The organism is Nocardia sp. NPDC020380 (genome assembly GCF_044386975.1).
Classification (GTDB): Bacteria; Actinomycetota; Actinomycetes; order Mycobacteriales; family Mycobacteriaceae; genus Nocardia.
The window spans coordinates 119,759-144,583 of record NZ_JBIRVQ010000016.1 but is presented as its reverse complement, the minus strand read 5'-3'; the positions used below and the strand labels follow the sequence as shown (position 1 = coordinate 144,583).

Sequence of the window (24,825 nt, the reverse complement as noted above, 5' to 3'; positions counted from 1 at the left end):
TCCCGGAGAACGCAGGACCCTCGGAGAATGTTCGACCATCGACCTATCACCCGACCGCGGACAGATATTCGCTGTAGAACAAGCCAAGGCCGACGGCCGAAGCCATCCCGGCCAATAGCCAGAACCGTATGATCACCGTGGTTTCCGCCCAGCCACTCAATTCGAAGTGGTGATGGAACGGCGCCATCTTGAACAATCGATTACGCGTGGTGCGGAACACCGCCACCTGCAGCACCACCGACGCGGTCTCGGCCACGAACAGCGCGCCCAGCACGACCATCAGCAGCTCGGTGCGGGTGGTGATGGACAGGCCCGCCAGCAACCCGCCCAATGCCAGCGAACCGGTGTCGCCCATGAAGATCTTCGCCGGAGAGGCGTTCCACCAGAGGAATCCGATACACGCCGCGCCACCCGCCGCGCACACCAGCGCCAGATCGAGGGGGTCGCGCACGTTGTAGCAGCCCGCCTCCGGATGCGTGGAGCAGGCATTGCGCCACTGCCAGAAGGTGATGATCATGTACGCGCCCAGCACCAGGCTCATGGAACCGGCCGCGAGACCGTCCAGTCCGTCGGTCAGGTTCACCGCGTTCGACCACGCCACCACCAGCAGGCAGACCCACGCCAGGAAGATCACCACACCCATGGACACCGTGGTGATGTCACGGGTGTACGAGAGATGCTTGCTCGCCGGGGTGAGGCCGTTGACATTGCGGAACTGCAGTGCCAGCACACCGAACACGATGGCCGCCGACAGCTGGCCGATGTACTTACCGGCCGCGGTCAGGCCCAGATTGCGGCCCTTGCGCAGCTTGATCAGATCGTCCAGGAAGCCGACCATGCCGAGCGCGGTGGCCAGGCCCATCACCAGCAGACCCGACGCGGACGGACCCGGCTCGCCGTAGGTCATCGAAATCAGGTGCGAGCCCAGGTAACCGGCCCACATGCCGATCAGGATGGCGACGCCACCCATGGTCGGGGTGCCGCGCTTGGCCTTGTGGCTCTCCGGGCCGTCGACCCGGATCTCCTGGCCGAAGCCCTGCCGGGCGAAATAGCGGATGACGACGGGCGTCAACAGGATCGAGACGGCCAGCGCGATCGCGGCCGACAACAGAATCTGGGTCATCGCGCGGCCTCCTGCGCTGTGGCGCTCTCCGGGGACTGCACTGCGGCTCCTTCGGCGGGCACGGTGGCGGCGGTCAGATGCTCGGCGACCGCCCACAGCCCCACGGACTTGGACGCTTTCACCAGCACCACGTCGCCCGGCGTCAACTCTTCGTCCAGCAGTTCGACGGCGGCGGCGATATCCGGCACATGGATCGCCTCCTCGCCCCAGGAACCCTCCTGCACGGCGCCCTGGAACAGGGCGCGCACCGGACGGCCCGCGCCGACCACGATGAGCTGATCCACATCCAGGCGCACCACCAGGCGGCCGATCTTGTCGTGTTCGAGCACGGATTCTTCACCCAGCTCGCCCATTTCACCCAGCACCGCCCAGCTGCGGCGCGGCGTGTCGCCCGACTTCGCCATGGTGACCAGCGCCTTCAACGCGGCACGCACGGAATCCGGGTTGGCGTTGTAGGAGTCGTTGACCACGGTGACGCCGTCCGCGCGGGTCCGCACGTCCATGCGGCGCGCGGAGGCCGCGTGCGCACCGGACAACGCCTGCGCGACCGTCGCGAGATCCGCGCCCTGGTGCAGGGCCACCGCGGCGGCCGAGAGGGCATTGCCGACCTGATGCTCACCGTGCACGGCCAGCTGCACCTCGACGCTGCCGCCGTTGGCGTGCAACGTGAATCGCGCACGGGCCTGCTCGTCGAGCGTCACATCGGTGGCGCGCACCTCGGCATTGGCGGCCTGACCGACCGTCACCACGCGGGCATGCGTGCGATGGGCCATACCGGCGACCAGGTGATCGTCGAGATTGAGCACCGCCAGCCCCGTGGCCGGAAGCGCTTCCACCAGTTCACCTTTGGTCTGCGCGATGACCTCGCGGGTGCCGAACTCGCCCAGGTGCGCGGTGCCCACGTTCAGCACCACACCGACGCTCGGCGGGGCGATCTCGGTGAGCGCCTTGATATGTCCCGGCCCGCGCGCGGACAGCTCCAGCACCAGGAAACGGGTCGAGGCGTCGGCGCGCAGCGCGGTCCAGGGATGGCCGAGCTCGTTGTTGAACGAACCCGGCGGGGCCACAACGGATCCCAGCGGCGCCAGCACGGCGGCGAGGAGATCCTTGGTGGAGGTCTTGCCCGAGGAACCGGTCACGCCGACCACGGTGAGCCCGCCGGCCGCCACCAGGCGGTCCACGCTGGCGCGAGCCAGCTTGGCGAGCGCATCGAGGACCGCGGCCCCGGATCCGTCGGCATCGTGTGCCAGTGCGATGGCGCGGGTATTGCCGACGCGCGGCTCGACCACGACGGCGGGCACGCCCACCGGACGGGCGGCCAGCACCGCCGTCGCGCCCTGAGCGACCGCGCGGGCGGCGAAATCATGGCCGTCCACGCGCTCACCCGGCAAGGCCAGGAACAGGTCACCGGAACCGATACGGCGCGAATCGAATTCGGCCGTCCCGGTGACCTTCGCTTCGGGGTCCGGGACATCGTGCAGCGTGCCGCCCACGATGTCCGCGATCTCCCGCAGTGTCATCTCGATCATGAATGCGTCAGGTCCCTCGTCTTTCGGGACAGCGCTGCCGCCAGCACCTCTCGGTCGTCGAACGGATGCTTCACGCCAGCGATCTCCTGCCCTGTCTCATGTCCCTTGCCCGCCACCAGGACCACGTCGCCGGGCTGCGCCCAGTCGACTGCGGCTCCGATCGCGGCCGCCCGGTCCCCGATCTCCCGGACCGTTCCGCGCTCACTCGCCGGCACCGCTTCGGCGCCGGCCCGGACCGCGGCGCGAATGGCCGCCGGATCCTCGCTGCGCGGATTGTCATCGGTGATGATCAGCAGGTCGGCCCCGCGTGCCCCGGCCGCGCCCATCAGGGGACGCTTCCCGGCATCACGGTCACCGCCCGCGCCGACCACTACCGCCAAACGTCCTTCCGGCGCACCGCGCAGGCCCTGATCGGCCAGCAGTGCGCGCAGTGTCACGACCACCGATTCGATGGCCGCGGGCTTGTGCGCGTAGTCCACCACAGCCAGGAACTCCTGCCCCGCGTCGACCCGCTGCATCCGGCCCGGCACATCCACCTCGGCCAGCGCCGCCGCCGCGACGGCGGCATCGGCGCCCGCCGCCGCGCACACCGCGACCGCCAGCAGTCCGTTGGCGATGTTGTACGCACCCGGAAGCCGCAGCCGGACATCCAGATTCACACCGGCCCCCGACGCGGTGAACTCTTGGATCGCGATACCGGCCATGACCGAGGTGGCGGTCCAGTCCGCCTGCGTGCCGGGCGTGGTGGCCACGGTCACCAATTGCGCAGGGGCCGTGCCGGTTCCGGCGATCTCGGCGGCCAGGCGGCGGCCCCACTCGTCATCGACGCAGACGACCGCGCGGTCCGCGGCCACCGCCGGGCGGGCCGAGGCCGCGCTCTGCGGGCCGTCCGGAATGAACAGGCGGCGCTTGGCGGCGTAGTAGTCCTCGAAATCGCGGTGGAAGTCGAGGTGATCCTGGGAGAGGTTCGTGAACGCGCCCACCGTGAAATGCACGCCGTCGACGCGGCCCAGCGCGAGGGCGTGGCTGGATACCTCCATGACCACGGCCTGCACGCCCTGCTCCACCATGAGCGCGAACATGGCATGCAGTTGCGGGGCCTCGGGCGTGGTGAGCGCGGACGGGACGCGGTGGCCGCCGATCCGGGTCTCGATGGTGCCGATCAGCGCGGTGCGGAAACCGCCCGCCGCCAGACCGGTCTCGACCAGGTACGAGGTGGTGGTTTTGCCCGAAGTGCCGGTGATGCCGATGATGCGCAGTTTGCGGGACGGATCACCGTAGAGCGCCGACGACAGTTCGCCCAGCACCGCACGCGGCGCCTCGTGCACCAGCACCGGAACGCCGATCCCGCCGAGCAGCTCGACTCCCGCCGGATCGGTCAGCACCGCCACCGCGCCCCGCGCCACCGCATCGGCGGCGAAACGCGCGCCGTGCGCATGCGCACCGGCCAGGCCCGCGAACAGATCACCCGGCTGCACCGCGTTCGACCGCTGCTCGATACCGGTGACCTGCACCTCGTCGAGCGAGCCGGCCGGCTGGGCGAGGCGCGCGCCCGTGAGCTCTGCCACCGTGCGCAGGGCGGTCGCCGGGGGGTGGGCGGGCCGAAGCACCTGGGGCTCTGTCGTATCTCCGCTTCGCGAAGGCGACTGCGCGGGCACGAAGCTCCTCTCCGGGATGTGGTCGGTATGTGGAATCCGGTCTGGAGGACTCGGATCGACGAGTCAGGTTACCTGTGTTCGATCGCCGCGCTCGCGGCACGGCGGCGTTCGGTCAGTCGCCGGTGCGCGCGCCGGGCGCGGTGTACGTCACGTCCACTCGTTCCTTGCTCTGACTCGCCTGCAGAATCGGTCTAACTCGCCTGCAGAATCAATGGTTTGGCGGGCGGCGACGGCGGCACCCGATCCCGCTGTAAAGCCCAGGAAGCGATGCTGTGGAACAGCGGCGCGGCCGACCCGCCGCCACTCCCGTCGGAGCTGCGCACCGGCGCGTCCAGCATCAGGCCGATCACATAGCGCGGATTGTCGGCGGGGGCCATGCCCGCGAAGGTGATCCAGTAACGGTCACTGGAATAGCAGTGACACGCCTGATCGATCTGCTGCGCGGTACCGGTCTTACCTGCGATCTGATAGCCGTCGATGGCCGCGGGAGTACCGGTACCGGACTGGATACCGCGCGGATCCTTCTGCACGATCGCCTGGAACATCTGCCGCAGCGTCTGCGCGGTCTGCGCGCTCACCACCCGGATACCGTCCGGCTGATCCTCCGTGGTGCGGGTGCCGTCCGGAGCGACCCGCGCCTTCACGATGCGCGGCGGAATCCGCACGCCGTCATTGGCGATGGCCTGATACATGGAGGTCATCTGCAGGGTCGTCATCGAGAGGCCCTGGCCGATGGGCAGGTTCGCGAAGGTGGAACCTGACCACTGGTCGCGGGCGGGCAGCACGCCCGCGCTCTCACCCGGCAGGCCCACCCCGGTGCGCTGGCCGATACCGAACTTCTTGGCCAGATCGAACCAGCGGTCTTCGCCGACCCGCTGCGCCAGCATCAGGGTGCCGACGTTCGAGGACTTACCGAAGATGCCGGTCGTGGTGTAGGGGGCGACGCCGTGCTCCCAGGCGTCGTGCACGGTCACGCCACCCATATAGATACTGCCCGGAACCTGGTGCACCTCATCGGGAGTGGTGAGGCCGTACTCGATGGAGGCGGCCGCGGTCACGATCTTGTTGACCGAACCGGGCTCGAACACCTCCTGCACCGACGGGTTGCCGAGGTCCGAGGAGGACCAATACTGCGGTCCCAGTTGCGGATTGAAGGTCGAATTGTTGGCCATGGCCAGCACCTGACCGGTGTGCGCGTCCAGCACCACCGCCGACGCCGCCTGCGCGCCGGACATATCCTTGGCCTGCTGCACCTGCTGCTGCACGTAGTACTGCAGATCCGAATCCAGCGTCAGCTCCACGCCATTGCCGTTCACCGCGGGCTGGCGGTCACGCCACGAACCCGGGATGACCGCGCCGTCGGAGCCGCGGTCGTAGGTCATGGAACCGTCCGAACCGGCCAGCAGGGCGTCCATCGAGGACTCCAGGCCGATCTGACCGTGCCCGTCCCAGCCGGTCGCGCCGATCACATTGGCGGCCAGCGAACCACCCGGGTATTCGCGCATATCCTTGCGCTCGACACCGACCTCGTTGAACTGCAGGTTGATATCGTCGGCCACGCGCGGATCCACATTGCGCGCCAGATACACGAACGGCTCATCGCTCTTCAGCTTGGTGAGCACGTCTTTCTCGGGCGCATCCTTGCCGAGCTTGTCATGAATGTATTTGGCAATGGCCTGCAGCCGATCATCGACGGTCGGCGCGGTCGGCTTCTTCTCGTGCGCGTCCGACAGATCCTTGCGCACCTTGATCGGCTGAAACGTCAACTCTTCAGCCGCAATCGTGAACGCCAGCGACCGGCCGTACCGATCCGTGATAGGCCCGCGCGTCGCCTGATCCGTCAACTTCACGGTCCGCTGATCCGCCGCCTGCGCCGACAACTTCGGCGCGGCCACACTCTGGATCCACAACAACTGCGCACCGGCGACCAAAAGCGCCACCAACATCACGAACCGCCCGGCCCCGAACCTGAACCGAGTAGACCAATCCATCCCCGAAGCCACCCGAGCCCGAGCCTGCCGCCCCGGCCCCGACCCGGCCCGCCCCGGCCGCCCGGACCCCGACCGAGCAGCACTCGCCCGCCCCCGCCCGGCATTGGCCCGAGCCCGAGCCGAATCGTTCCGAGCCCGCCCCACATCCCGCCCGCGCCCCGCGCGGGAAGGACTCATTGCGGCACTCCATTCGACAGCCGCCGATCCCACACAGCCGCAGCCGGATTCACCCCGGCCGTCGCCGCCCAGCAGGCGCGGCGACTCGTGGTGGCAGACGGCGGCATACGCAGGATCATCGAGGGGTCCCGTTCGCTTGGACCTGCGGATTCTGCGGCTGAGCCGGATTCTGCGGATCTTGGGGCGGATTCGCCGGGGCAGGCGCCGGGCTTACCGGGGCCTGCGCCGGATTCTGCTGCGCTTGCGCCGGATCCGGCTGCGGCGAATTCACGGGCGCCTGGACCGGGTTGACCGGAGCCGGATTCTGCTGCGGCGGAACGGTATTCGCCGGGGCCGGATTCGCGGGCGGCTGGCCGTTGGCGGCCGGCTGCGCCGGGTTGGCCGGGGCCTGCCCGTTCGGGGCGGGCGCGACCGGGTTCGCCTGCGGCTGCGCCGGATTCGCGGCCGGCTGGGCCAGGTTCGCGGCCGGCGGAGCCGGGGGCTGGGCCGGGTTGGCCGGGGCCGGGTTCGCGACGGTGGTCGGCGGGGGGTTGGGGGTGGTGGTCACGGGGACCACGCGTTCGCCCTGGGCCGGGATGTGCGGCTGCGCCGACGGGAGGGGCGGGGTGGTGTTGAGGGGCGGGGCGGGCGCGCCCTGGGCGGGCTGCGGATTGCCGACCACGGTGACCTGACCGTCCGGGCCCACCAACAGGCGGGCCGGATCCTTGGCCGGGATCATGCCGAGTTCGGCTGCGCGCTTGGCCAGTTCGGGAGCGGAGTCGGCCGAGGCCACCTCACGCTGGAGGGCGTCCCGCTCATCGGAGAGCTGCTGGTTGGCGCGGCGCGCATCACCCAGCTGATAGCTGTCCTCGGTGGCGCGGGTGGTGAGCAACAAGGTGAGGGCCAGACCGCAGCCCAGCAACGCGATAATGGTGGCCACGAACGACATCCGCCCGCGCGGCACCGACTGACTGCGCCGGCCGCGCCGCACCCCGGGCAGCTCGCTGCGCCCCTCCCGGTTCCGCCGCTTGGCATAGGCGCGTTGCGCCGCACCGGTTTTCACGCGTTCCGCGGCCTGCACCCGGCGCGCCCCCCGGTTCGCCACCTGTGTCCGAATCGTCATAGGGCGGCCCCGCCCCGGCGGATCCCCGCCCGCCACGAACCCACCCCGGCCCTTCGAGCCTCCAGCACCGCTGCTCCTCCCCTACGATCAACTCTCCCGGCGACCCGCCCCAGGTCACCGCCGCCGACCGGCAGGCCGCCGAAATCTATACCGGCTCGCCCCGGCCAACCGGCCCCGACGACCGTCCCGCCGAAATCCGCTCGTGCCCGCCCCGGGTCGCACCGTCCAGTGATCGTCCGGCCGAAGTACACCGAGTTCCACCTCGAATAGCTGCCTCGCGCAGGCCTTCCGGCGTGGATCCGCAGATCGGCCCCCGGGTGGTCGTGCCGTGCGGGCCGGCCGGGGCCGCGGCTCGCGTCCGGCTTGCAGGCTTCGCCGCCGGCCGGGGTCCCCGCGCGGCGGACCGGGGTCGGCTTCGGGTCATCGCCCCGGGCGAGGGTTCTCGCGCGGGGGGCCGAGGCCGGCCTCATGGCGTGGTCTCCTCGGAGATCCGTTCGGCGGCGCGCATGCGGACGGGGGCGGCGCGCGGGTTGTCTTCGATCTCCTGCTCGGTCGCCTTCTCGGCGCCGCGGGTGAGGATCTTGAATTCCGGGCCCATGCCGGGGAGTTCGACCGGCAGGTCCAGGGGGGTGCGGGAGGCCGTGCGCTTGGCGAGTTCGGCCTTGACCACGCGGTCCTCGAGGGACTGGTAGCTCATGACCACGATGCGGCCGCCGGGGGCGAGCGCGTCCAGGGCCGCGGGCATGGCGGCTTCCAGGGATTCCAGTTCGCGGTTCACTTCGACGCGCAGCGCCTGGAAGGTGCGCTTGGCGGGGTGCCCGCCGGTGCGGCGGGCGGCGGCGGGAATGGTGGCGTAGAGCAGTTCCACCAGCTGGGCGCTGGTGGTGAACGGCGTCTTCTGGCGCCGGCGCAGCACTTCGGAGGCGATCTTGCCCGCGAAGCGCTCCTCGCCGTAGACCTTCAGCACCCGGGCGAGATCGCCGTGGCTGTAGGTATTGAGGACATCGGCGGCGGTAGGACCGGTACTCGGATCCATGCGCATGTCGAGCGGTGCGTCCACGGAGTAGGCGAAGCCGCGATCGGCCTCGTCCAGCTGCATGGAGGACACGCCCAGGTCCATGAGAATGGCGCTGACCGAACCCTTCTCGGGTAATCCGGCCTGCTCGAGCGCGGCGGGAATGCCGTCATACCTGGTGTGCACCAGGGTGATCCGGTCCGCGAAAGGGCTTAGTCGCTCACCCGCCAGTTCCAGCGCGTTGGTGTCGCGGTCCAGCCCGACCAGGCGGATGTTCGGATAGGTCCGCAGGAAGTATTCGGCGTGACCGCCGAGACCGAGCGTGCAGTCGAGATAGACGGCGCCTTCGGAATGCAGTGCGGGACCGAGGATTTCGTCTGCTCGATGGAGGAGGACCGGAACATGGCGGGGACCGTCACTGTTACGGTGCACCTCGACCTCCCGTATCCTGCCTTCACATTCGTTCGCACGGCCACACACGGGTCGCTTGCGATTCGGACTCCAAATCGGTGGCGAATGCCCCGTGGTCTCTGACCGAAGCACCGCACCTGGCGTTGGGGAAGTACGTCAGGGTCGGTGTCGGGCAGAGGCCGCAGGGCACTCGCCTCGCTGCGGGCTAGAAGATCCCGCCCAGCGACTCGTCTCGGGCCTGCGAGTAATCCTCCTCGTGCTCGGCGAGGTAGGAATCCCACGCCGTCTTGTCCCATATTTCGAGGAAGTCGACCGATCCGATCACCACGCAGTCCTTCGTCAGGTCCGCGTAGCGGCGGTGCTCGGCCGACAAGACGATCCGGCCTTGGGCGTCCGGACGCTGTTCATCGGTGGAAGCCGCCAAGGCCCGGACGAATGCGCGGGCCTGCGGGTTGCTCCGGGACGCTGCCGCAGCTCTCCGCGCTAAGGCGGTGAACTCATCCTTCGGATATACGGCAAGGCTATGGTCCTGACCTTTCGTGACCATCAACCCTCCCGCCAGCTCGTCTCGGAACTTCGCAGGCAACGTGAGTCGCCCTTTGTCGTCCAGTCGAGGGGTATAGGTACCGAGAAACAAGCCCCGACACCTCCTACCGGATCACCCTCTCGACTGTTCGGCCTCCTGTAGTGCGCGCTCCACATTACCCCACTTTCCCCCACTTTCAATCGAAAGCAGCGGTGATCTCGGTCCCCGCTTGGCGAACTTCGCAGGTCACACCAGCTATCACCAGGGTGGGGACAATTTCTCGCAGTTCCCCGACACGCGCGGCGCGCGGCGGAGAGCACCCGGAAACCGCCAGCAAACCCGCAGATAGCGCCCATTTCAGGCGTTCATGGGTGGTTGTGGGGCTTCCGGGTGGGGCACGGTGGGGAAAGTGGGGGAACTCCGACACGCCGAACACGCACCAACTAGAAACGCCGTGGCGCCACACCCGAATTCGGTGTGGCGCCACGGCGTGTCGCGTTGGTTCAGTTAGTTCTTCATGATCGGTCGTCGTGCGCCGCCCGGCGAACCGGACTGCACGGCCGCGCCGCTCAGTTCCCGTCTTCGAACCGCTTGCGGAAGCGATCCTCCATTCGGGCGGAGAACCCGCCGGTCTTGCGCTGCTTCCCGCGGTGAGGAGCAGGGCCGCTGGCGGGCGCCGCAGAGCCTTCGGCGCTGCGAGCAGCACCCGAACGCATCTTGGGGCCACCCATCAGCAACAGCAGACCGGCGCCGAACATCACCAAGAATCCGATCAGACTGATGATCGGAAAACCGCCCGGCTTCAAAACCGGCGCGGCAATACCGGCCACCAGCAGGAACAGACCGAGGACGAACATGGCCGCCGCTTGGAATCTGCGTCGGCCGGTAGCAGAACGTAACCGCCCGCCCCGAACCGTCGAGGCGAACTTCGGATCCTCAGCATAGAGCGCGCTCTCGATCTGTTCGAGCATGCGCTGCTCGTGCTCGGAGAGTGGCACGGTACCTCCCCCGGCACTAGGTAGTGGCGGTCGTCTCCGGGTAGACGACGGATAGCCGGCCTTGGCGGCTGTCTGCCACCAATAATACGAGTTCGATCAGAGCGCTACCACCTACTCGCCGATACTCAGGCCAGCATTCCAGCAACCCACCCTGTACTGCGCTTGACTCGTGACGCTGCTGTGAGCAAATCCTCCACGTCGTGCAGGAATGCGCCTACCCGCGAAGCGAACTCGTCGGCGCGTCGATCATCGATGGGCCGCGGCAATCCGGCCTCCAGTGCCGCGCGGGTCTCCGACTGCCCCGTGAAGTAGTCCGCCCACATCACGAATTCCGGTGCCGCACGCTGCATCAGGACCCAGGCATTGCGGGACCGCGCCCGGGGCGCGCGATCCGCGCCGGTCAGCGCCAGCACCGCGCCCGCACCGCGTAGCGCGGCAATATAGGCCGTACGGAAGCGTTCCGACGGGTCCTTCTCCCCCGCGGACTGCATGAGCAGACCGTCGGCGCGGCGCAGTAATTCCCCTGCCCGGCCAGGGTGGCTCGGGCGTTCAGTTGTACCGGACATCGGGTACCTCCCCACTCTCACACCCGATTCGGCTGCAGCGGTGGCGCCGGGACCGTCCCGGAGTGTGAGGCCGGGTTCTCGTGCCGCGGCGCCCCACGAATCGCATCCACCAGGCATTTCGCCCGTCACAGTGATCGAACAGGTATTCGAAGGATTCTCTTGGGTTTGAATATAAGGAGACCCACCGACAAGTTCGGCCCGCCCGCGGGCATTACTGTCGAATTCATCCGTCCGTGCCAAGGAGAGCTGCGCCCAACCGATGACCGCCGTCACTCCGAACACCACGCCCGCGCCCGTCGTGGTCGACTTCTCGGCCGCCACCCTGCGCGCCCGGTTGCACGACGCCCTCGCGGTCTACGTCGCGGCCATGGACTACCCGCGCGGCACCGAGCACCAGCGCGCGCCCATGTGGACCGAACACACCACCCGTCCCGGGTGGCAGTCCGTGGCCGCCGTCCTACCCGATGACGACGGGACGCTCGACCTGCGCACCGCGCCCATCGTCGCCATCGCCTACGGGTATCACGGCGCACCCCACCAGTGGTGGCATCAACAGGTGTACAGCGGCATGCGGCGCACCGGCTGGCCCGAATACGCTGCGCGCGATCTGCTCTCGGACTACTTCGAACTCACCGAGTTACACGTGCACCCCTCCGCGCAGGGCCGCGGCATCGGCGAGATATTACTCACCCGGCTGCTGCAGAACCGGCCCGAGAAAACCGTGCTGCTGTCCACCCCTGAGGTCGACCACGAGGCCAATCGCGCCTGGAAACTGTACCGGCGGCAGGGATTCGGCGACGTGGTCAGGCATTTCATCTTCTCCGGCGACACCCGCCGCTTCGCGGTGCTCGGGCGGCGGCTGCCGCTGTGACCGTCGCGATCCTCGGCTCCGGCCACAATGCGCTGGTCGCCGCCTGCTATCTCGCCCGCGCCGGACACGAAGTCGAAGTACTGGAACGGGATACGGTGCTCGGCGGGGCGGTCTCCACCGTCGAACGGTTCCCCGGGCACAAGGTGGACCGCGGGTCCTCCGCGCACATCATGATCCGGCACACCGGGATCATCGAGGAACTCGCACTCGAACGCTTCGGGCTGCGGTATATCGACTGCGACCCTTGGGGTTTCGCGCCCGCACCGCCCGGCACACACCTGCCGCCGATCGTCTTCCACCGGGACGTGGACCGCACCTGTGCCTCCATCGCCGACGCCTGCGGGGTCCGCGATGCCGACGCCTACCGGCGATTCGTGCAGGTCTGGGGGCCGCGCACGGCCCGGGTCATGCGGTCCTTCTCCGGATCACCCGCACCGGGCCGGCTCGTCCGGTCGTTCTGGGGGATGGACGCGAACGGCGGGCCGAGCGCGCTATCCCGCGAAATGATGCAGAGCGGAGACGCCCTGCTGGACAGTTATTTCGACGACGAACGGCTGAAAGCGGCGCTGGCCTGGTGGGGAGCGCAGTCCGGGCCGCCCATGTCCGAACCCGGGTCCGCGCCCATGGTCGGCTTCGCGGCGCTCATGCACACGCTGCCGCCGGGGCGGGCGGTCGGCGGCAGCGGGGCGCTGACCACCGCATTACTGGCCCGGCTGGCCTCCGACGGCGGGACCGTCAGTGCCGGGGACGCGGTGGTTTCCGTCGGCTCGGCCGGTAAGGGCTGGCAGGTCCGCACCGAGAGCGGGCGAAACCTGTACGCGGACACCGTGATCTCCGGCACCCACATTCTCACCACCCTGAACCTGCTGGAAGCGGGCGGATTCGACGCGGCACGACTGGCGGACTGGCGGCGGCGCATCCGCGTCGGGCCCGGCATCGGCATGGTGGTGCGCGCCGCAACCAGCGCACTGCCGCAGTATCCCGGCGCGCCCGCAACGGAATCCGCGAACGGCCTCCAACTGCTGGTCACCGACCGCAGGCAACTGCGGCAGGCGCACGGCGCGGCACTGGCCGGCGAACTGCCGCCACGCCCGGTGGTGCTGGCCATGAGCTTCAGCGCCCTCGACCCGAGCATCGCGCCCGCCGATGAACACCAGCTCTCCCTGTGGGCGCAATGGCATCCATACAAACTCGCCGACGACAGCTCCTGGGCCGATCACGCGGAACGCGAAGGCGACCGCATCATCGCCGAAGTCGACACCCACGCACCGGGTTTCGCCGACACCATCCTGCACCGCCACGTGCAGACCCCCGCCGACCTGGAACGCGAGATGGGGCTGCTCGGCGGCAATGTCATGCACGTCGAAATGTCCATCGACCAGATGTTCATGTGGCGGCCCCTCCCCGAACTGTCCGGCCAGCGCGTCCCCGGCGCCCCCGGCCTCTACCTCACGGGCGCCTCCACCCATCCGGGCGGCGGCGTGTCCGGCGCCAGCGGCCGCACCGCCGCCCACCTCGTCGACCGCGACCTCCGCCGACGCCGCCTACCCCTGCTCCGACGTGGCTGACACGGGCCGACCGCCGGCCGAAACCGGCAGTGGCGGAATGGTGTTCGAGAGACCCGGGGGCTCCGTCACGGCCAGCGGCACGACAGGCCGCGGCACCTCGGACGGCCCGCACCGGGATTCCGCGAGGCGCGACGGCACGACCGAGCGGGACGCCGCCGAACGCCGCCCCGGATCGCGCGAAGCGCTGCCGGCGACAGCAACGGCCGCAGCAGGTCGCGAGGATCGGCGCGACAGGCGACCCGCCGATTCGTTCGGCAGCCGTGGAAATCGGGGCGGGACATCGCAGGTCACCTCGGCATCAGCCGGGACAAGGGCTGCGATGACTCGGACCTGGATCGCGGCGGTTCCGGCCGTTTTGCTGATCGCCGTGCAGATCACGTATCCGCTGACGCACGGGGTGATGCGGGATCGGGTGACGGTGGCGGTGGTGTTGTTGTCGGCGGGTACCGCGCTGGTGCATGCCGCGGTGACGCGTGGGGCGCGGTGGGCTGCGGGGTTTCTGGTGATCGTGTCGGGGATCGGGTTGGCGGCCGAGGTGATCGGGACTCGGACCGGAGTGCCGTTCGGTAGCTATGACTATGCGGTCGGGCGGTTGGGGGCCGAGATCTCGGGGGTGCCGGTGGTGGTGCCGCTGGCTTGGACCGGTGGGTTGTATCCGGTGTGGATTGTGGCCGGGCTGTTGAGTTCCGGTGTGGGAGGGCGGGTTCTGCTGACCGCCGCCGGGGCGGTCGGGTGGGATCTGTTCCTGGATTCGCAGATGGTGGCGGACGGGCAGTGGACGTGGCGCTCGGGGATTGCGGGGCTGCCGGGGATCTCGGAGATTCCGGTGACGAATTATGTGGGGTGGTTCGGAGTGTCGGCGGTGATGGCGGGGGCGCTGGCGGTGTGGGATCGGACGGCTCCTGACAATCGCGAGGCGTTGGTGGTGCCGGTGGCGGTGTTCCTGTGGACCTGGCTCGGGTCGGCGCTCGCGCATGCCGTGTTCCTCGGGCTGCCGGTGTCGGCGGGGTACGGGTTCGCGGGGCTGGGAGTGCTGGGGATTCCGCTGGTTCTGGGCTTGCGAGCCCGTCGAATCACGCTGCGGCCCGGAGGCCATGGCAACATGTGACCCGTGCAGCCGAGTCCGAGCCTCTCCCCCGCAGCCGAAACGGTCGAATCTCCGCCGGTGCGGCGGTTACCGCGCCGATGGGTACGGGTCGTCGCGGCCCTGCTGTTCGCGGGACTCGCCGTCATGCTGACGGGCTGCCTGCGCGTGCAGGTGTCGATGGGCGTCTCGTCCAACGACCGGGTGTCGGGGCGCATCATCGCCGCGGCCGTACCCGCGAACGACAAGGACAAGGGACCCGAACTCAAGGTGCCCGAACAGCTCTCCAGCAAGGTGCGGGTCGAGCCGTACACGCAGGACGGGTACGTCGGCAGCCAGGTCTACTTCGACGACCTCACCTTCGGCGAGGTACAGCAGCTCGGCGGACTCTCCGACCAGACCGCGGGCCTGTTCAACCTGCAGTTCAACCGATCCGGCGACCTGGTCACCCTGAGCGGGCGCGTCGATTTGAAGAGCCTGCCCGTACAAGGCTCCGACGTGCAGTTCACCGTCGCCTTCCCGGCCCGCGTGGCCACCACCAACGGCACCCGCGACGGCGACTCCGTCGTCACCTGGAAACTGCCCGCCGGTGATGTCAGCACGCTGCACGCGGAATGCGGTTACTCCGACCCGAACACCCGGTCCTTCGCCGGCTGGGCCGGCATCGTCGGCGGCATCACCCTCGCGGTCGCGGCCGTGGTCGCGGTGCTCGCCTACATGACCCGCAACCCCGATCCGCCGGCCTACGTGCGCGCCGCCCGCTGGATCCGCCCCAAACAAGACACCCGCAGGTGACCCGGGCCCGCATCCGCGACACCGCGGTGCGGGCCGGCACCGCCCTCGCCGGCCTCGGAGCCGCTGTGGCACTGGCCAATCGGCTCGGCCTGCGGCAACTGCGGGCCGGGACGCCGACCGTGACCGAACCCGTCACCATCTGCCTCCCCGCCCGCAACGAAGCCGAACGCCTCCCCGGCCTCATCGCCGATCTCCGCGCCCAGCAGGGCATTCCGCGGCTGCGAGTGATCATCCTCGACGACGCCTCCACCGACGGCACACCCGCCGCCGTGAATGCCGCCATCGACGGCGACCCACGATTCACCCTCGCGCGCAACGACATCGACCCGCCGCCCGGGTGGACCGGGAAGACCGCCGCCTGCGCCCGGCTGGCCGACTTGGCCTCAACCGGAGACGATCCCGGGATCATCGTGTTCCTGGACGCGGACATCCGGCTGCATCCGGAAGCCATTGCCGCGGCGGTCCACGAATTGCGCCGGGAGCAGGCGGCACTCGTCTGCCCGTGGCCCGCCCAACTGGCCGAGACCGTGCCGGAGGCGCTGGTCCAGCCATTGCTGGCCTGGTCATGGGCTTCGAGTCTGCCGCTGGCCGTGGGAAATCGGAGCACACGGTCCTCTATGGCGGTGGCGTGCGGGCAGTTCCTGGTCTTCGACGCCGCCGAGTATCGAGCCATCGGCGGCCACGCGGCGGTAGCCGATCAAGTAGCCGAAGACCTGGCGATCGCGCGGGCACTACGCCGCGCGGGCCACCGAACCCTGCTGGTGGGCGGCGGAAACTTGGCCCGCACCCGTATGTACCGAAGCTCCCGCGAACTCGACGAGGGCTACAGCCGCTGGCTCTGGTCGGCATACGGCGGTGTCGCGGGAAGTCTCGCGGTGGGCGCGGTCACCACCCTCGCCTTCTGGGCGCCGCCAGCCGCAATGCTCTTGGGCCGAGGCCGGATTCGACGACTCGGCGCGGCCGGATACGCCACAGCGGTGGCCGCACGACTACTGGCACGGTCGACCGAGACCGGCGGCGGCCTGAGCAGCGCGGATGCGCTTGCGGCGCTCGCACATCCGGTCTCCATCGCTGCCTACCTGCGGCTGTCGGCCCGCTCGCATCGCGCACACCGCACCGGCGACCTCACCTGGAAGGGCCGGGCAATCAGCACAGTTTGCTGACTGCACCCCGGGGAATGCACCTGTGGGTAACTTATCGGCCGGACGCGACCCGGGAAGACGGCACGATCGGCGGAGGCCGCCCGCGCGGCCGCCGGAAGCAGTGTCCGCAGATCAATTTGGGGCCACTGCCGCCGTCGGGAGCACCCTACTCATCGCGGTTGCCGACCGGCTTCAGCCAACAGCTGCGGCAATCGGCGGCAGTTGCCGCGTCAGGGGACGGGGGTGATGCCTACCGTCGGGAAGAAGAAGCAGTTGCTGGCGCCGTTGCGGACTACGCCGAACATGGCGGCCAGGACTGTGCCGGAGCCGGTGTCGACGGGGACGGCGCGGACGCCACCCTTGGGGAGGGCGCCGGCGAAGAATTCGTTGACGGCGGTTTCGACCACCGGGCGGATGGCCGGGGGGACGCCCGGCGGGATCATGTCGCTGAGGACCTGGGAGAGGGAGCCCATGGGGGTGAAACCGCTGCGGCCGTTGGCGAGGTTGATCCAGGCCACCTGCATGCCGCGGGTGTCGGCGCCGTCCGGGTTGAGGCCGTAGGGGACGAAGGCGAACATGACCTGACCTGCCTTGACGGCCGAAAGGTCAAGGCCGGGAATGGAAACGGCGTAGCGCGGCCACGGGCCGGGGACCGTGCCCGCCACCGCCGGAGCCAGGCCGAGGGCAGTGCCGCCGAGGCAGAAGGGGGCCGCGGTCGGGTACAGGAAGGGTTGGACGCCCAAGTTGTGCAAGCCGTCCAGGGTGGCCGTGTAGGCGGCGAACCAGTCGGGGGCGGCGGCATCCGTCGCACCCATGACGGCGGCCCAGGCGGAGGCCGCGTCAGTGCCGAGGGCCGGCGCCGACTGCATGGAGCTGCCCGGCGTCGTGGTCGCGGGGACCGCGCCCGGAGCCGCGGGCACCGCCGCGCCCGGCCCGGGGACCGTGGCACCCGGAATCGCGGGAACCGGAACGGCATTCGCGGGCGCGGCGGCAGCCGGGCCCGCGGTCGCGGTCAGCGCCGCGCAGGCGCCGAGCACGCCTGCGACACGGGCGAGGTGGTGGAACACGGGCATGAGCGTCTCCCCTCGGGGTCACGGTGAGGGGGACGCTACTCGCGATACCAGTGGGTACCGGACATTTGCCCCGGCAAGCCGGAGTGAACATCAGGGATGGGGAGAACCAACTTCCGGGGCTCCCGGCACCGCGCTTTCCTGCTGGTTCAGGCGCGCGAAGGGGCGGGCGACATCGTGTAGCCGAGGTTTGCCAGTACTTCGCCGGTGGCCTTGGCGAAATTCAGGGTGATGAAGTGCAGGCACGGCACACCCTCGTCGATGAGGCGCTGCGCCATCTCCGTCGCGATCTCGATACCGGCCGCGCGGACGGCCGCCCGATTCTCCTCGGGGCCGTCGCCCGCGGCCTTGCGCAGGCGTTCCAGGACTTTCACCGGCAGTTCCCGGCCCGACAGTTCGACCGCGCGCTCCACCGTGCGCAGCGAGGTGATCGGCATGAGCTCGGGGATGATCGGCTTCGCGCCCTCGACCGGATCGCATTCCAGGACCCGATCCCGCAGGCGCAGATAGTGCTCCGGGTCGAAGAACATCTGGGTGATCGAATACTCCGCGCCCGCACGCAGTTTCGCGACCAAGTGCTCGGTGTCCTGATCCAGGTCCGTGGACCGCGGATGCCCCTGCGGGAACGACGCCACGCCCACGTGGAAATCGCCCAGGTCGCGCACCATGCGCACCAGCTCCTCGGCGTACTCCACGCCCTCCGGATGCTTGACCCAGTCGCCCAGCGGATCGCCCGGCGGATCGCCGCGCAGCACCAGCAGATTCCGGATACCCGAATCCGCGTACGCGCCGACGATCGAACGCAGTTCGGCGACACTGTGATCCACGGCTGTCAGGTGCGCGACCGTCAGCAGCGTGGTCTCGCGCGCCAGCTGGCCCGTCACGCGAATGGTGCGATCGCGGGTGGAACCGCCCGCACCGTAGGTCATGGAGACGAATGCCGGGTGCAGTCGCTCGAACTCGCGCGCCGCCCGCCACAACCGCGCCTCACCGGCGGCATCCCGCGGCGGATTGAACTCCACCGAGAACGGCACCGAACCGTCGGGCCGCGGGCCCAGCTGTTGCGCGATGGACCGAGTTCCGGACACCGGCGATGTGCGGGAAACTCGGCCAGGGGTCGAATATCCCCGTACATTCTCGAAACTCACCGGCCCATTTTAAGGGCAGACCAGCACCTTCCAGCCGACACCCTGCGATTCCCCGCCGCGTCCCGGAAAACCACCGGGCGGGCCGGGGCGGGTCGCGGCTGAGTAGAGTCGGCAGCGAACCCCGCCGCGGCCATTGCGGCTCGCGGCCGGCTCGGTTCGGGACCAGCATGCTCGGCACGTTCTGGACCAGCCGCGCCGGCAGCGCGGCACACACCACAGGAGGCTCCTCTGTCCGCCGGACCCGGTACCCCGACCCGCCATGCGGCCGGCGCGGGATCGATTGTCGCCGCCGTGGAGGAACGCCTCACCGGATTCTTCGAGACCCGGCGCACCCTGGTCGAACCGCTCGGACCGGTGTTCGTGGACGCGGCGCGGGCGCTCGAGGACTTCGTCATTCGCGGGGGGAAGCGCACGCGGCCCTCCTTCGCCTGGACCGGCTGGCTCGGCGCGGGACGCAGCCCCGAGGATCCCGAAGCCGACGCCGTGCTGACCGCCTGCTCGGCGCTGGAACTCGTGCAGGCCTGCGCGCTGGTGCACGACGACATCATCGACTCCTCGCGCACGCGGCGCGGGTTCCCGACCGTGCACGTGGATTTCGAAGAGCGGCACCGGAATCTGCGCTGGGCCGGTGATTCCGGCCACTACGGGACCAGCGTCGCTATCCTCATCGGCGACCTCGCACTGGCCTGGGCCGACGATATGACCCGCGACGCCGGGCTACCCGCCGACGCGGCCGCCCGATTCGCGCCCGTGTGGGCGGCCATGCGCACCGAGGTGCTGGGCGGGCAACTGCTCGACATCCACGGCGAATCCGCGGGCGATGAAACCGTCGCGGCCGCACTGCGCATCAACCGGTACAAGACCGCCGCCTACACCATCGAACGCCCCCTGCACATGGGTGCGGCACTGGCCGGCGCGGACCCGCAGCTGATCGCCGCCTACCGCGAATTCGGCACCGATATCGGCATCGCCTTCCAGCTCCGCGACGACCTGCTCGGTGTCTTCGGCGACCCGGCCATCACCGGCAAGCCCTCCGGCGACGACCTGCGCGAAGGCAAACGCACCGTCCTCATCGCCGAGGCCCTGCAGCGCGCCGACATCATCGACCCCGACGCGGCGACTCTCATCCGCACCAGCCTCGGCACCGACATCACCCCCGCCCGGGTCTCCGAATTGCGCGCCGTCCTCACCGAACTCGGCGCCGTGGACGCCGTCGAACAGCGCATCACCCGCCTCACCGAACAGGCCCTGACCGCCCTCGACGCCAGCACCACCACCCCCGACGCCAAACGCCGCCTCCGCTCCATGGCCCTCGCCGCCACCGCCCGCGCCTACTGAGGGCCCGGCGCAGGCGATCCGGCCGCCAAGGAGGTCGGTCCTGTGCAAGCGATGGCAGCCACTGCCGGTAGACAGCGGGATGGGCGGCGAAACACCGGCGACGGGCAGGCGGGTAGAGATCTGATAGGAAAGTGATGGGTGGCATGAAAACGGTTGCGGGGCCGAGTGATCGGGTCGTCGTGGTGGGTGCTGGACTATCGGGGCTGGCGGCGGCGCTGCATCTGCGGGGGGCGGGGCGGGAGGTGACGCTCGTCGAGCGGGGTGATCATGCCGGGGGGCGGGTGGGGTTGTATCGCGGGGAGGATTACGAGATCGACTCCGGGGCAACGATTTTGACGGTGCCGGAGCTTATCGACGAGGCGCTGGCCGCGGTGGGGCAGACGCGGGAGTCGGTCGGGTTGCGGATTCTGGCTATGGCGCCGGCTTATCGGGCGCGGTTCGCGGATGCGTCCGTGGTGGATGTGTATTCGGAGGCCGAGGAGATGGCGGCGGAGGTCGCGCGGGTGCGGGATGCCGGTGCGGCGCAACGGTATCGGCGGCTGCGCGGGTGGCTGCGGGGCGTGTACGAGGCCGAGTTCGGGCAGTTCATGGACACCAACTTCGATTCGCCGCTGGATATGGTGCGGATTCCGGAGAAGCGCGGGGCGCTCGCGAAACTGGTGCGGCTGGGGGCCTTCGGGCGGCTCGGGCCCAAGGTGACGCGGCTCGTACGGGACGAGCAGCTGGCTCGGCTGTTCAGTTTTCAGGCGTTGTTCGCGGGGATGGCCCCGAATCAGGCGCTCGGCGTGTACGGGGCGATCCCCTATATGGACACTTGCCTGGGCGTTTATTACCCCGAGGGCGGGTTGCGGGCCATCGCCGAGGCGCTCGCGCGCGCGTTCACCGCGGCGGGCGGGGAGCTACTGCTGAACACCGAGGTCAGCGGGATCGAGTACGCGGGCCGGCGGGCCACTGCCGTGCATATCGCGGACGGCCGGAGCTTGCCTTGCGATGCGGTCGTGGTGACCGCGGATCTCGGCTCGCTGCCGCGTTTCGGCCTGCGCCGCCGTCGTGGCCTGCGAGCCTCGCCGTCGGCGGTGGTCGCACACGGCACCGTGCCCGCCGATGTGGCCGCGAGCTGGCCGGTCCAGGCACATCACACCATCGATTTCGGGCGGGAGTGGGACGGCACCTTCCGGGAGATCGCCGCCCGGCGCGGCCGCGGCGCGCTCATGACGGATCCGTCACTGCTGCTGACGCGGCCCGCGCTCACCGATCCGGCGCAGTACATCGACCGCCCGGAACAGCACATCGATATCGCCGGGCACCTGCACGAGACACGGCGCTACGAGCCGCTGTCCCTGCTCGCCCCCTGCCCGAATCTGGATGCGGCAGCCTTCGACTGGGACCGTCTGGGCCCCTACTACCTGCGGGAACTGCTGCAGACCTTGGAAGCGCGCGGCTATCAAGGGATTTCGCGGTACTTCCGCGTCGACCACCTGGATACGCCGGGCACCTGGCTCGGCAAGGGCATGCTCGCGGGTACCCCGTTCTCCGCCGCGCACCTGTTCCGGCAGACCGGGCCCTTCCGCACCCGGAACCTGGTGCGCGCCCGCGACAATGTCGTTCTCGCAGGTTCCGGCACCGTCCCCGGCGTCGGCGTGCCGACCGTCCTGATTTCGGGAAAACTGGCGGCCACACGGATCACCGGTGATCTACGACATGCCCGAGCCCGCGGCGCCGATACCGGAGCGGTAGCAGCGGCACGCAAGCACTAGACTGACCGGCGTCCTAATCAGACGCGGCAGCCGCCGCCGACTTTCCGGGGGGAACGACCGCCTATGCCGACCCCCGACACGGACGCAGCCACAGCCACGGACGCCCGAGATACCGCGGACGTCCCATCGAACGACCAGAAGGCCATGCCGAGTCAGAAGGCCATGCCGAGTGACCAGCAGGCGCCGACGGACCGCAAGGCCACGTCGAGCGCCCGCGGACACGCATACGAGCACCCCCGCCACATCGTCGCCGGCGGCACGCCGGATCGCAGCCGGTGGCGCAACTGGACCGATTTCGCGCGCAGCCCCGAGGGGCACGCCGCGCTGCTCGGGTTCTTCGGCGCCCTCCTGATCACCTTCGGCGGCTTCGGCGCGGGCAGCGTGCGGATCAACGATCCGCTGCTGGAGTCGGCGCACCTGTCGTGGCTGCGGTTCGGGCACGGGTACGTGCTGTCCACCGTGTTCGTGTGGATCGGCGTGATCGCCATGATCACGGCGTGGGTGCGGCTCGGGCGCATTGTCATCGGCACCCAGCGGGGCACCTCGGTGACCTTGAACGAATTGCGCGCCATCGTCGGCATCTGGATCTTCCCGCTGTTGTTCGCGGTGCCCATGTTCAGCCGGGACGCCTACTCGTATCTGGCGCAGGGCGCGCTGCTGCGGGACGGGTTCAACCCGTATTCGGTGGGGCCGGTCGTGAATCCCGGTGTGCTGCTGGACAATGTGAGCCCCGTCTGGACCACCACCACCGCGCCCTACGGGCCCATCTTCCTGCTGATGGCGCGCGGTATCACCGCCGTCACCGGCGACAATGTGGTGGCGGGCACCATCGCGCTGCGCTTCGTGATGCTGCCGGGGCTGGCGCTCATGATGTGGGCGGTCCCGCATCTGACCAAGCATCTGGGCGGGAAGCCGACCACCGCGTTGTGGCTGGCCGTGCTGAATCCGCTGGTGCTGATTCATCTCATCGGCGGCGTGCACAACGAGATGCTGATGGTCGGCCTGATGGCGGCGGGTATCGCGCTGGTGCTGGAGCATCATCATGTGGCGGGCATCATGGTCGTCGCCGTCGGTGTCGGGGTGAAGGCGACCGCGGGGGTGGCGCTGCCATTCCTGGTGTGGATCTGGATGATTCACGAACGGGAACGCCGCGCGGCGCGCAACGAGGGCGCGCTGCCGCATCCGGTGTGGACGTTCGCCAAGATCGCCGGGCTGGGCGTGAGCGTGTTCGCGGCCGTGTTCGTGGTGGCCACCGAGGCGACCGGGCTCGGGTTGCGGCACGGGATCGGCTGGCTGACAGCGCTGTCCGGCTCCAACAAGATCATCAACTGGCTGTCGCTGCCGACCATCATGGCGCACATGACCACCTGGGTGACCCCGCTGCGACTGGATCCGGTGCTGTCGGTGACCCGCAAACTGTGCGAGATCACCCTGGTCGCGCTGCTGGTGTGGATGTGGTGGCGGTTCAAGAACAGCGAGAAGGAAGCCGTGTTCGGCATTCTCATCGCGTTCGTGGCCATCGTGATCCTGTCGCCGGCCGCGCTGCCCTGGTACTACTCGTGGCCGCTGGCGCTGGCCGCCGGGTTCGCGCTGTCCATCACCACGCTGCAGTGGCTGGTCGGGTTGTGCACCTGGCTGATGCTGGTGTTCCAGCCGGACGGGTCGATCGGGTTGTACAGCTTCCCGCACGTGGCGCTGGCGACCTTCGCGGCGATCGTGGCGGCGGTGTCGCTGCGCACCATCGATCCACTCAAGTTGCGCGCCACCCACACTCACCCGCTGACCGGCGGGCCCGCGCAGCCGCTCGACGGCACCACCGCATACGGCGACCCCGCCGGACCCACGACGGCATGACGTCCCCGCACCTCGCACACGCCTACCGGGACTGCCGCCGCATCGCCGCCGAGCACGGGCGCACGTATTTCCTGGCGACCCGGCTGCTGGAACCGGAACGAAGACCGGCCGTGCACGCGCTGTACGCGTTCGCGCGCATGGTCGACGACATCGTGGACGGGGCCGGGGCCGCCACACGCACGGAAGCGTCCGCCGCGCAACTGGATCGGATCGAACACGACCTACGCGGCTATCTCGCCGACGCGCCCACCACCTTCTCGACCGCGGCCGAGGCGCGCATCCTGATCGCCCTCGCCGACACCATCCAGCGGTATTCCATTGCGCCCGAACACTTCTGGGTGTTCCTGGACTCCATGCGCATGGACATCCCCGGCAGCCCGAACTACCGCGACCGCTACCCCACCATGACCGCTCTCACCGAGTACATGCGCGGCTCGGCGGCGGCCATCGGCCTGCAACTCCTCCCGGTCCTCGGCACGGTAGTGCCCGTCGAAGAAGCCGAGCCGGCAGCGGCCGCCCTCGGAGAAGCCTTCCAGCTCACCAACTTCCTCCGCGATATCGCCGAGGACCTCGACCGCGGCCGCATCTACCTGCCGCAGGACGAACTCGCCGCCTTCGGCGTGCATGACGAACTCCTCACGCACTGCCGCGAATCCGGCCGCACCGACCAGCGCGTCCGCCGCGCCCTCGCCCACCTGATCGCCGTCAACCGCGGCATATACCGCCTCGCCACACCCGGAATCACCCTGCTCACACCCCGTGTGCGCCCGGCCATCCACACAGCGGCCACCCTCTACAGCGGCATCCTCGACGAAATCGAACGCACCGACTACGCCGTCTTCACCCGCCGCGCGGTAGTCCCCCAGCACCGCCGGCTCCGGGTCGCCGCAAGAGAACTCGCGCTCGCCACCGCCCAACGCGCCGCCGCCAACTGACCGCAGCGCCCGAGAGCACACGCCGCGAGCACCTGTGAGCGCAGGCAATGCCGCGAAAGGGCCGCGGCCACACACTTTGCCGACCGTGGCGAGCTGTCCGTCCTTGGCTGAAGCTGGGCCGGCGCACCGAAATTGCCGCTGAACGTCATTCGTGTGGCCGGTCCCGG

Annotated in this window: 20 protein-coding genes; 9 read left to right on the top strand and 11 right to left on the bottom strand. The window is 69.5% G+C overall.

Translation table 11 applies throughout. The features are described 5' to 3' along the window. Nucleotides 1-46 precede the first annotated feature (46 nt). The 9 genes from mraY to ACH438_RS37015 all read right to left on the bottom strand — a co-directional run bounded on the left by mraY (nt 47) and on the right by ACH438_RS37015 (nt 11,096). Complete coding sequence (gene mraY / locus ACH438_RS37055) at nt 47-1,123, bottom strand: phospho-N-acetylmuramoyl-pentapeptide-transferase (RefSeq protein WP_397014134.1); 1,077 nt, start codon at nt 1,121-1,123, stop codon at nt 47-49. Further along, nucleotides 1,120-2,652, bottom strand: a complete 1,533-nt coding sequence (gene murF, locus ACH438_RS37050; RefSeq protein WP_397014132.1) for a UDP-N-acetylmuramoyl-tripeptide--D-alanyl-D-alanine ligase — start codon at nt 2,650-2,652, stop codon at nt 1,120-1,122. The genes mraY and murF overlap by 4 nt, the downstream gene beginning before the upstream one ends. Beyond that, complete coding sequence (locus tag ACH438_RS37045) at nt 2,649-4,310, bottom strand: UDP-N-acetylmuramoyl-L-alanyl-D-glutamate--2,6-diaminopimelate ligase (protein WP_397014130.1); 1,662 nt, start codon at nt 4,308-4,310, stop codon at nt 2,649-2,651. Before ACH438_RS37045 ends, murF begins: the two co-directional genes overlap by 4 nt. Nucleotides 4,311-4,501: 191 nt before the next feature. Further along, nucleotides 4,502-6,478, bottom strand: coding sequence for a peptidoglycan D,D-transpeptidase FtsI family protein (locus ACH438_RS37040; protein WP_397014128.1), 1,977 nt, complete (start codon nt 6,476-6,478; stop codon nt 4,502-4,504). A 115-nt stretch (nt 6,479-6,593) separates the two neighbouring features. Beyond that, nucleotides 6,594-7,580, bottom strand: coding sequence for a hypothetical protein (locus tag ACH438_RS37035; protein WP_397014126.1), 987 nt, complete (start codon nt 7,578-7,580; stop codon nt 6,594-6,596). Nucleotides 7,581-8,046: 466 nt separating this feature from the next. Next, nucleotides 8,047-9,027 carry a 16S rRNA (cytosine(1402)-N(4))-methyltransferase RsmH gene (gene rsmH, locus ACH438_RS37030; protein WP_397014124.1) on the bottom strand — a complete coding sequence of 327 codons (981 nt, stop codon included), beginning with the start codon at nt 9,025-9,027 and terminating at the stop codon, nt 8,047-8,049. A 184-nt stretch (nt 9,028-9,211) separates the two neighbouring features. Continuing rightward, the gene (gene mraZ / locus ACH438_RS37025; RefSeq protein WP_397014122.1) at nt 9,212-9,643 is read right to left on the bottom strand and encodes a division/cell wall cluster transcriptional repressor MraZ; all 432 of its coding nucleotides are present in this window, start codon (nt 9,641-9,643) and stop codon (nt 9,212-9,214) included. 458 nt (nt 9,644-10,101) lie between these two features. Next, nucleotides 10,102-10,530: a DUF3040 domain-containing protein gene (locus tag ACH438_RS37020; protein ID WP_397014120.1), complete on the bottom strand. Its 429-nt coding sequence runs from the start codon at nt 10,528-10,530 to the stop codon at nt 10,102-10,104. Nucleotides 10,531-10,655: 125 nt separating this feature from the next. Further along, nucleotides 10,656-11,096 (bottom strand): SAV_6107 family HEPN domain-containing protein, encoded by a 441-nt coding sequence (locus ACH438_RS37015; RefSeq protein ID WP_397014118.1) that lies wholly within the window; start codon nt 11,094-11,096, stop codon nt 10,656-10,658. A 259-nt stretch (nt 11,097-11,355) separates the two neighbouring features. Here ACH438_RS37015 and ACH438_RS37010 point away from each other — a divergent pair, with 259 nt between their 5' ends. The 5 genes from ACH438_RS37010 to ACH438_RS36990 all read left to right on the top strand — a co-directional run bounded on the left by ACH438_RS37010 (nt 11,356) and on the right by ACH438_RS36990 (nt 16,577). Next, the gene (locus ACH438_RS37010; protein WP_397014116.1) at nt 11,356-11,967 is read left to right on the top strand and encodes a GNAT family N-acetyltransferase; all 612 of its coding nucleotides are present in this window, start codon (nt 11,356-11,358) and stop codon (nt 11,965-11,967) included. Further along, complete coding sequence (locus ACH438_RS37005; RefSeq protein WP_397014114.1) at nt 11,964-13,535, top strand: phytoene desaturase family protein; 1,572 nt, start codon at nt 11,964-11,966, stop codon at nt 13,533-13,535. The genes ACH438_RS37010 and ACH438_RS37005 overlap by 4 nt, the downstream gene beginning before the upstream one ends. 319 nt (nt 13,536-13,854) lie before the next feature. Continuing rightward, a complete protein-coding gene (locus ACH438_RS37000; RefSeq protein ID WP_397014112.1) occupies nt 13,855-14,643 on the top strand; it encodes a carotenoid biosynthesis protein in 789 nt (262 codons plus the stop codon). A 3-nt stretch (nt 14,644-14,646) separates the two neighbouring features. Further along, nucleotides 14,647-15,414 carry an LppM family (lipo)protein gene (locus ACH438_RS36995; RefSeq protein WP_397014110.1) on the top strand — a complete coding sequence of 256 codons (768 nt, stop codon included), beginning with the start codon at nt 14,647-14,649 and terminating at the stop codon, nt 15,412-15,414. Beyond that, nucleotides 15,411-16,577 (top strand): glycosyltransferase, encoded by a 1,167-nt coding sequence (locus ACH438_RS36990; protein WP_397014108.1) that lies wholly within the window; start codon nt 15,411-15,413, stop codon nt 16,575-16,577. The genes ACH438_RS36995 and ACH438_RS36990 overlap by 4 nt, the downstream gene beginning before the upstream one ends. Before the next feature lie 209 nt (nt 16,578-16,786). Here ACH438_RS36990 and ACH438_RS36985 read toward each other — a convergent pair whose 3' ends face one another. Further along, nucleotides 16,787-17,629: a hypothetical protein gene (locus tag ACH438_RS36985; protein WP_397014107.1), complete on the bottom strand. Its 843-nt coding sequence runs from the start codon at nt 17,627-17,629 to the stop codon at nt 16,787-16,789. A gap of 146 nt (nt 17,630-17,775) precedes the next feature. Beyond that, nucleotides 17,776-18,714 (bottom strand): methylenetetrahydrofolate reductase, encoded by a 939-nt coding sequence (locus ACH438_RS36980; RefSeq protein WP_397014277.1) that lies wholly within the window; start codon nt 18,712-18,714, stop codon nt 17,776-17,778. A 288-nt stretch (nt 18,715-19,002) separates the two neighbouring features. On the opposite strand from ACH438_RS36980, the gene ACH438_RS36975 reads away from it, so the two are divergent. The 4 genes from ACH438_RS36975 (at nt 19,003) to ACH438_RS36960 (ending at nt 24,658) form a co-directional block, all read left to right on the top strand. After that, nucleotides 19,003-20,112 (top strand): polyprenyl synthetase family protein, encoded by a 1,110-nt coding sequence (locus ACH438_RS36975; protein ID WP_397014275.1) that lies wholly within the window; start codon nt 19,003-19,005, stop codon nt 20,110-20,112. A 143-nt stretch (nt 20,113-20,255) separates the two neighbouring features. Continuing rightward, on the top strand, nt 20,256-21,869 hold the full coding sequence (gene crtI, locus ACH438_RS36970; RefSeq protein WP_397014105.1) for a phytoene desaturase family protein: 1,614 nt from the start codon (nt 20,256-20,258) through the stop codon (nt 21,867-21,869). A gap of 162 nt (nt 21,870-22,031) precedes the next feature. Continuing rightward, nucleotides 22,032-23,723 carry an alpha-(1->6)-mannopyranosyltransferase A gene (locus tag ACH438_RS36965; protein ID WP_397014273.1) on the top strand — a complete coding sequence of 564 codons (1,692 nt, stop codon included), beginning with the start codon at nt 22,032-22,034 and terminating at the stop codon, nt 23,721-23,723. After that, nucleotides 23,720-24,658: a phytoene/squalene synthase family protein gene (locus tag ACH438_RS36960; RefSeq protein ID WP_397014103.1), complete on the top strand. Its 939-nt coding sequence runs from the start codon at nt 23,720-23,722 to the stop codon at nt 24,656-24,658. The genes ACH438_RS36965 and ACH438_RS36960 overlap by 4 nt, the downstream gene beginning before the upstream one ends. Nucleotides 24,659-24,825: the final 167 nt, after the last annotated feature.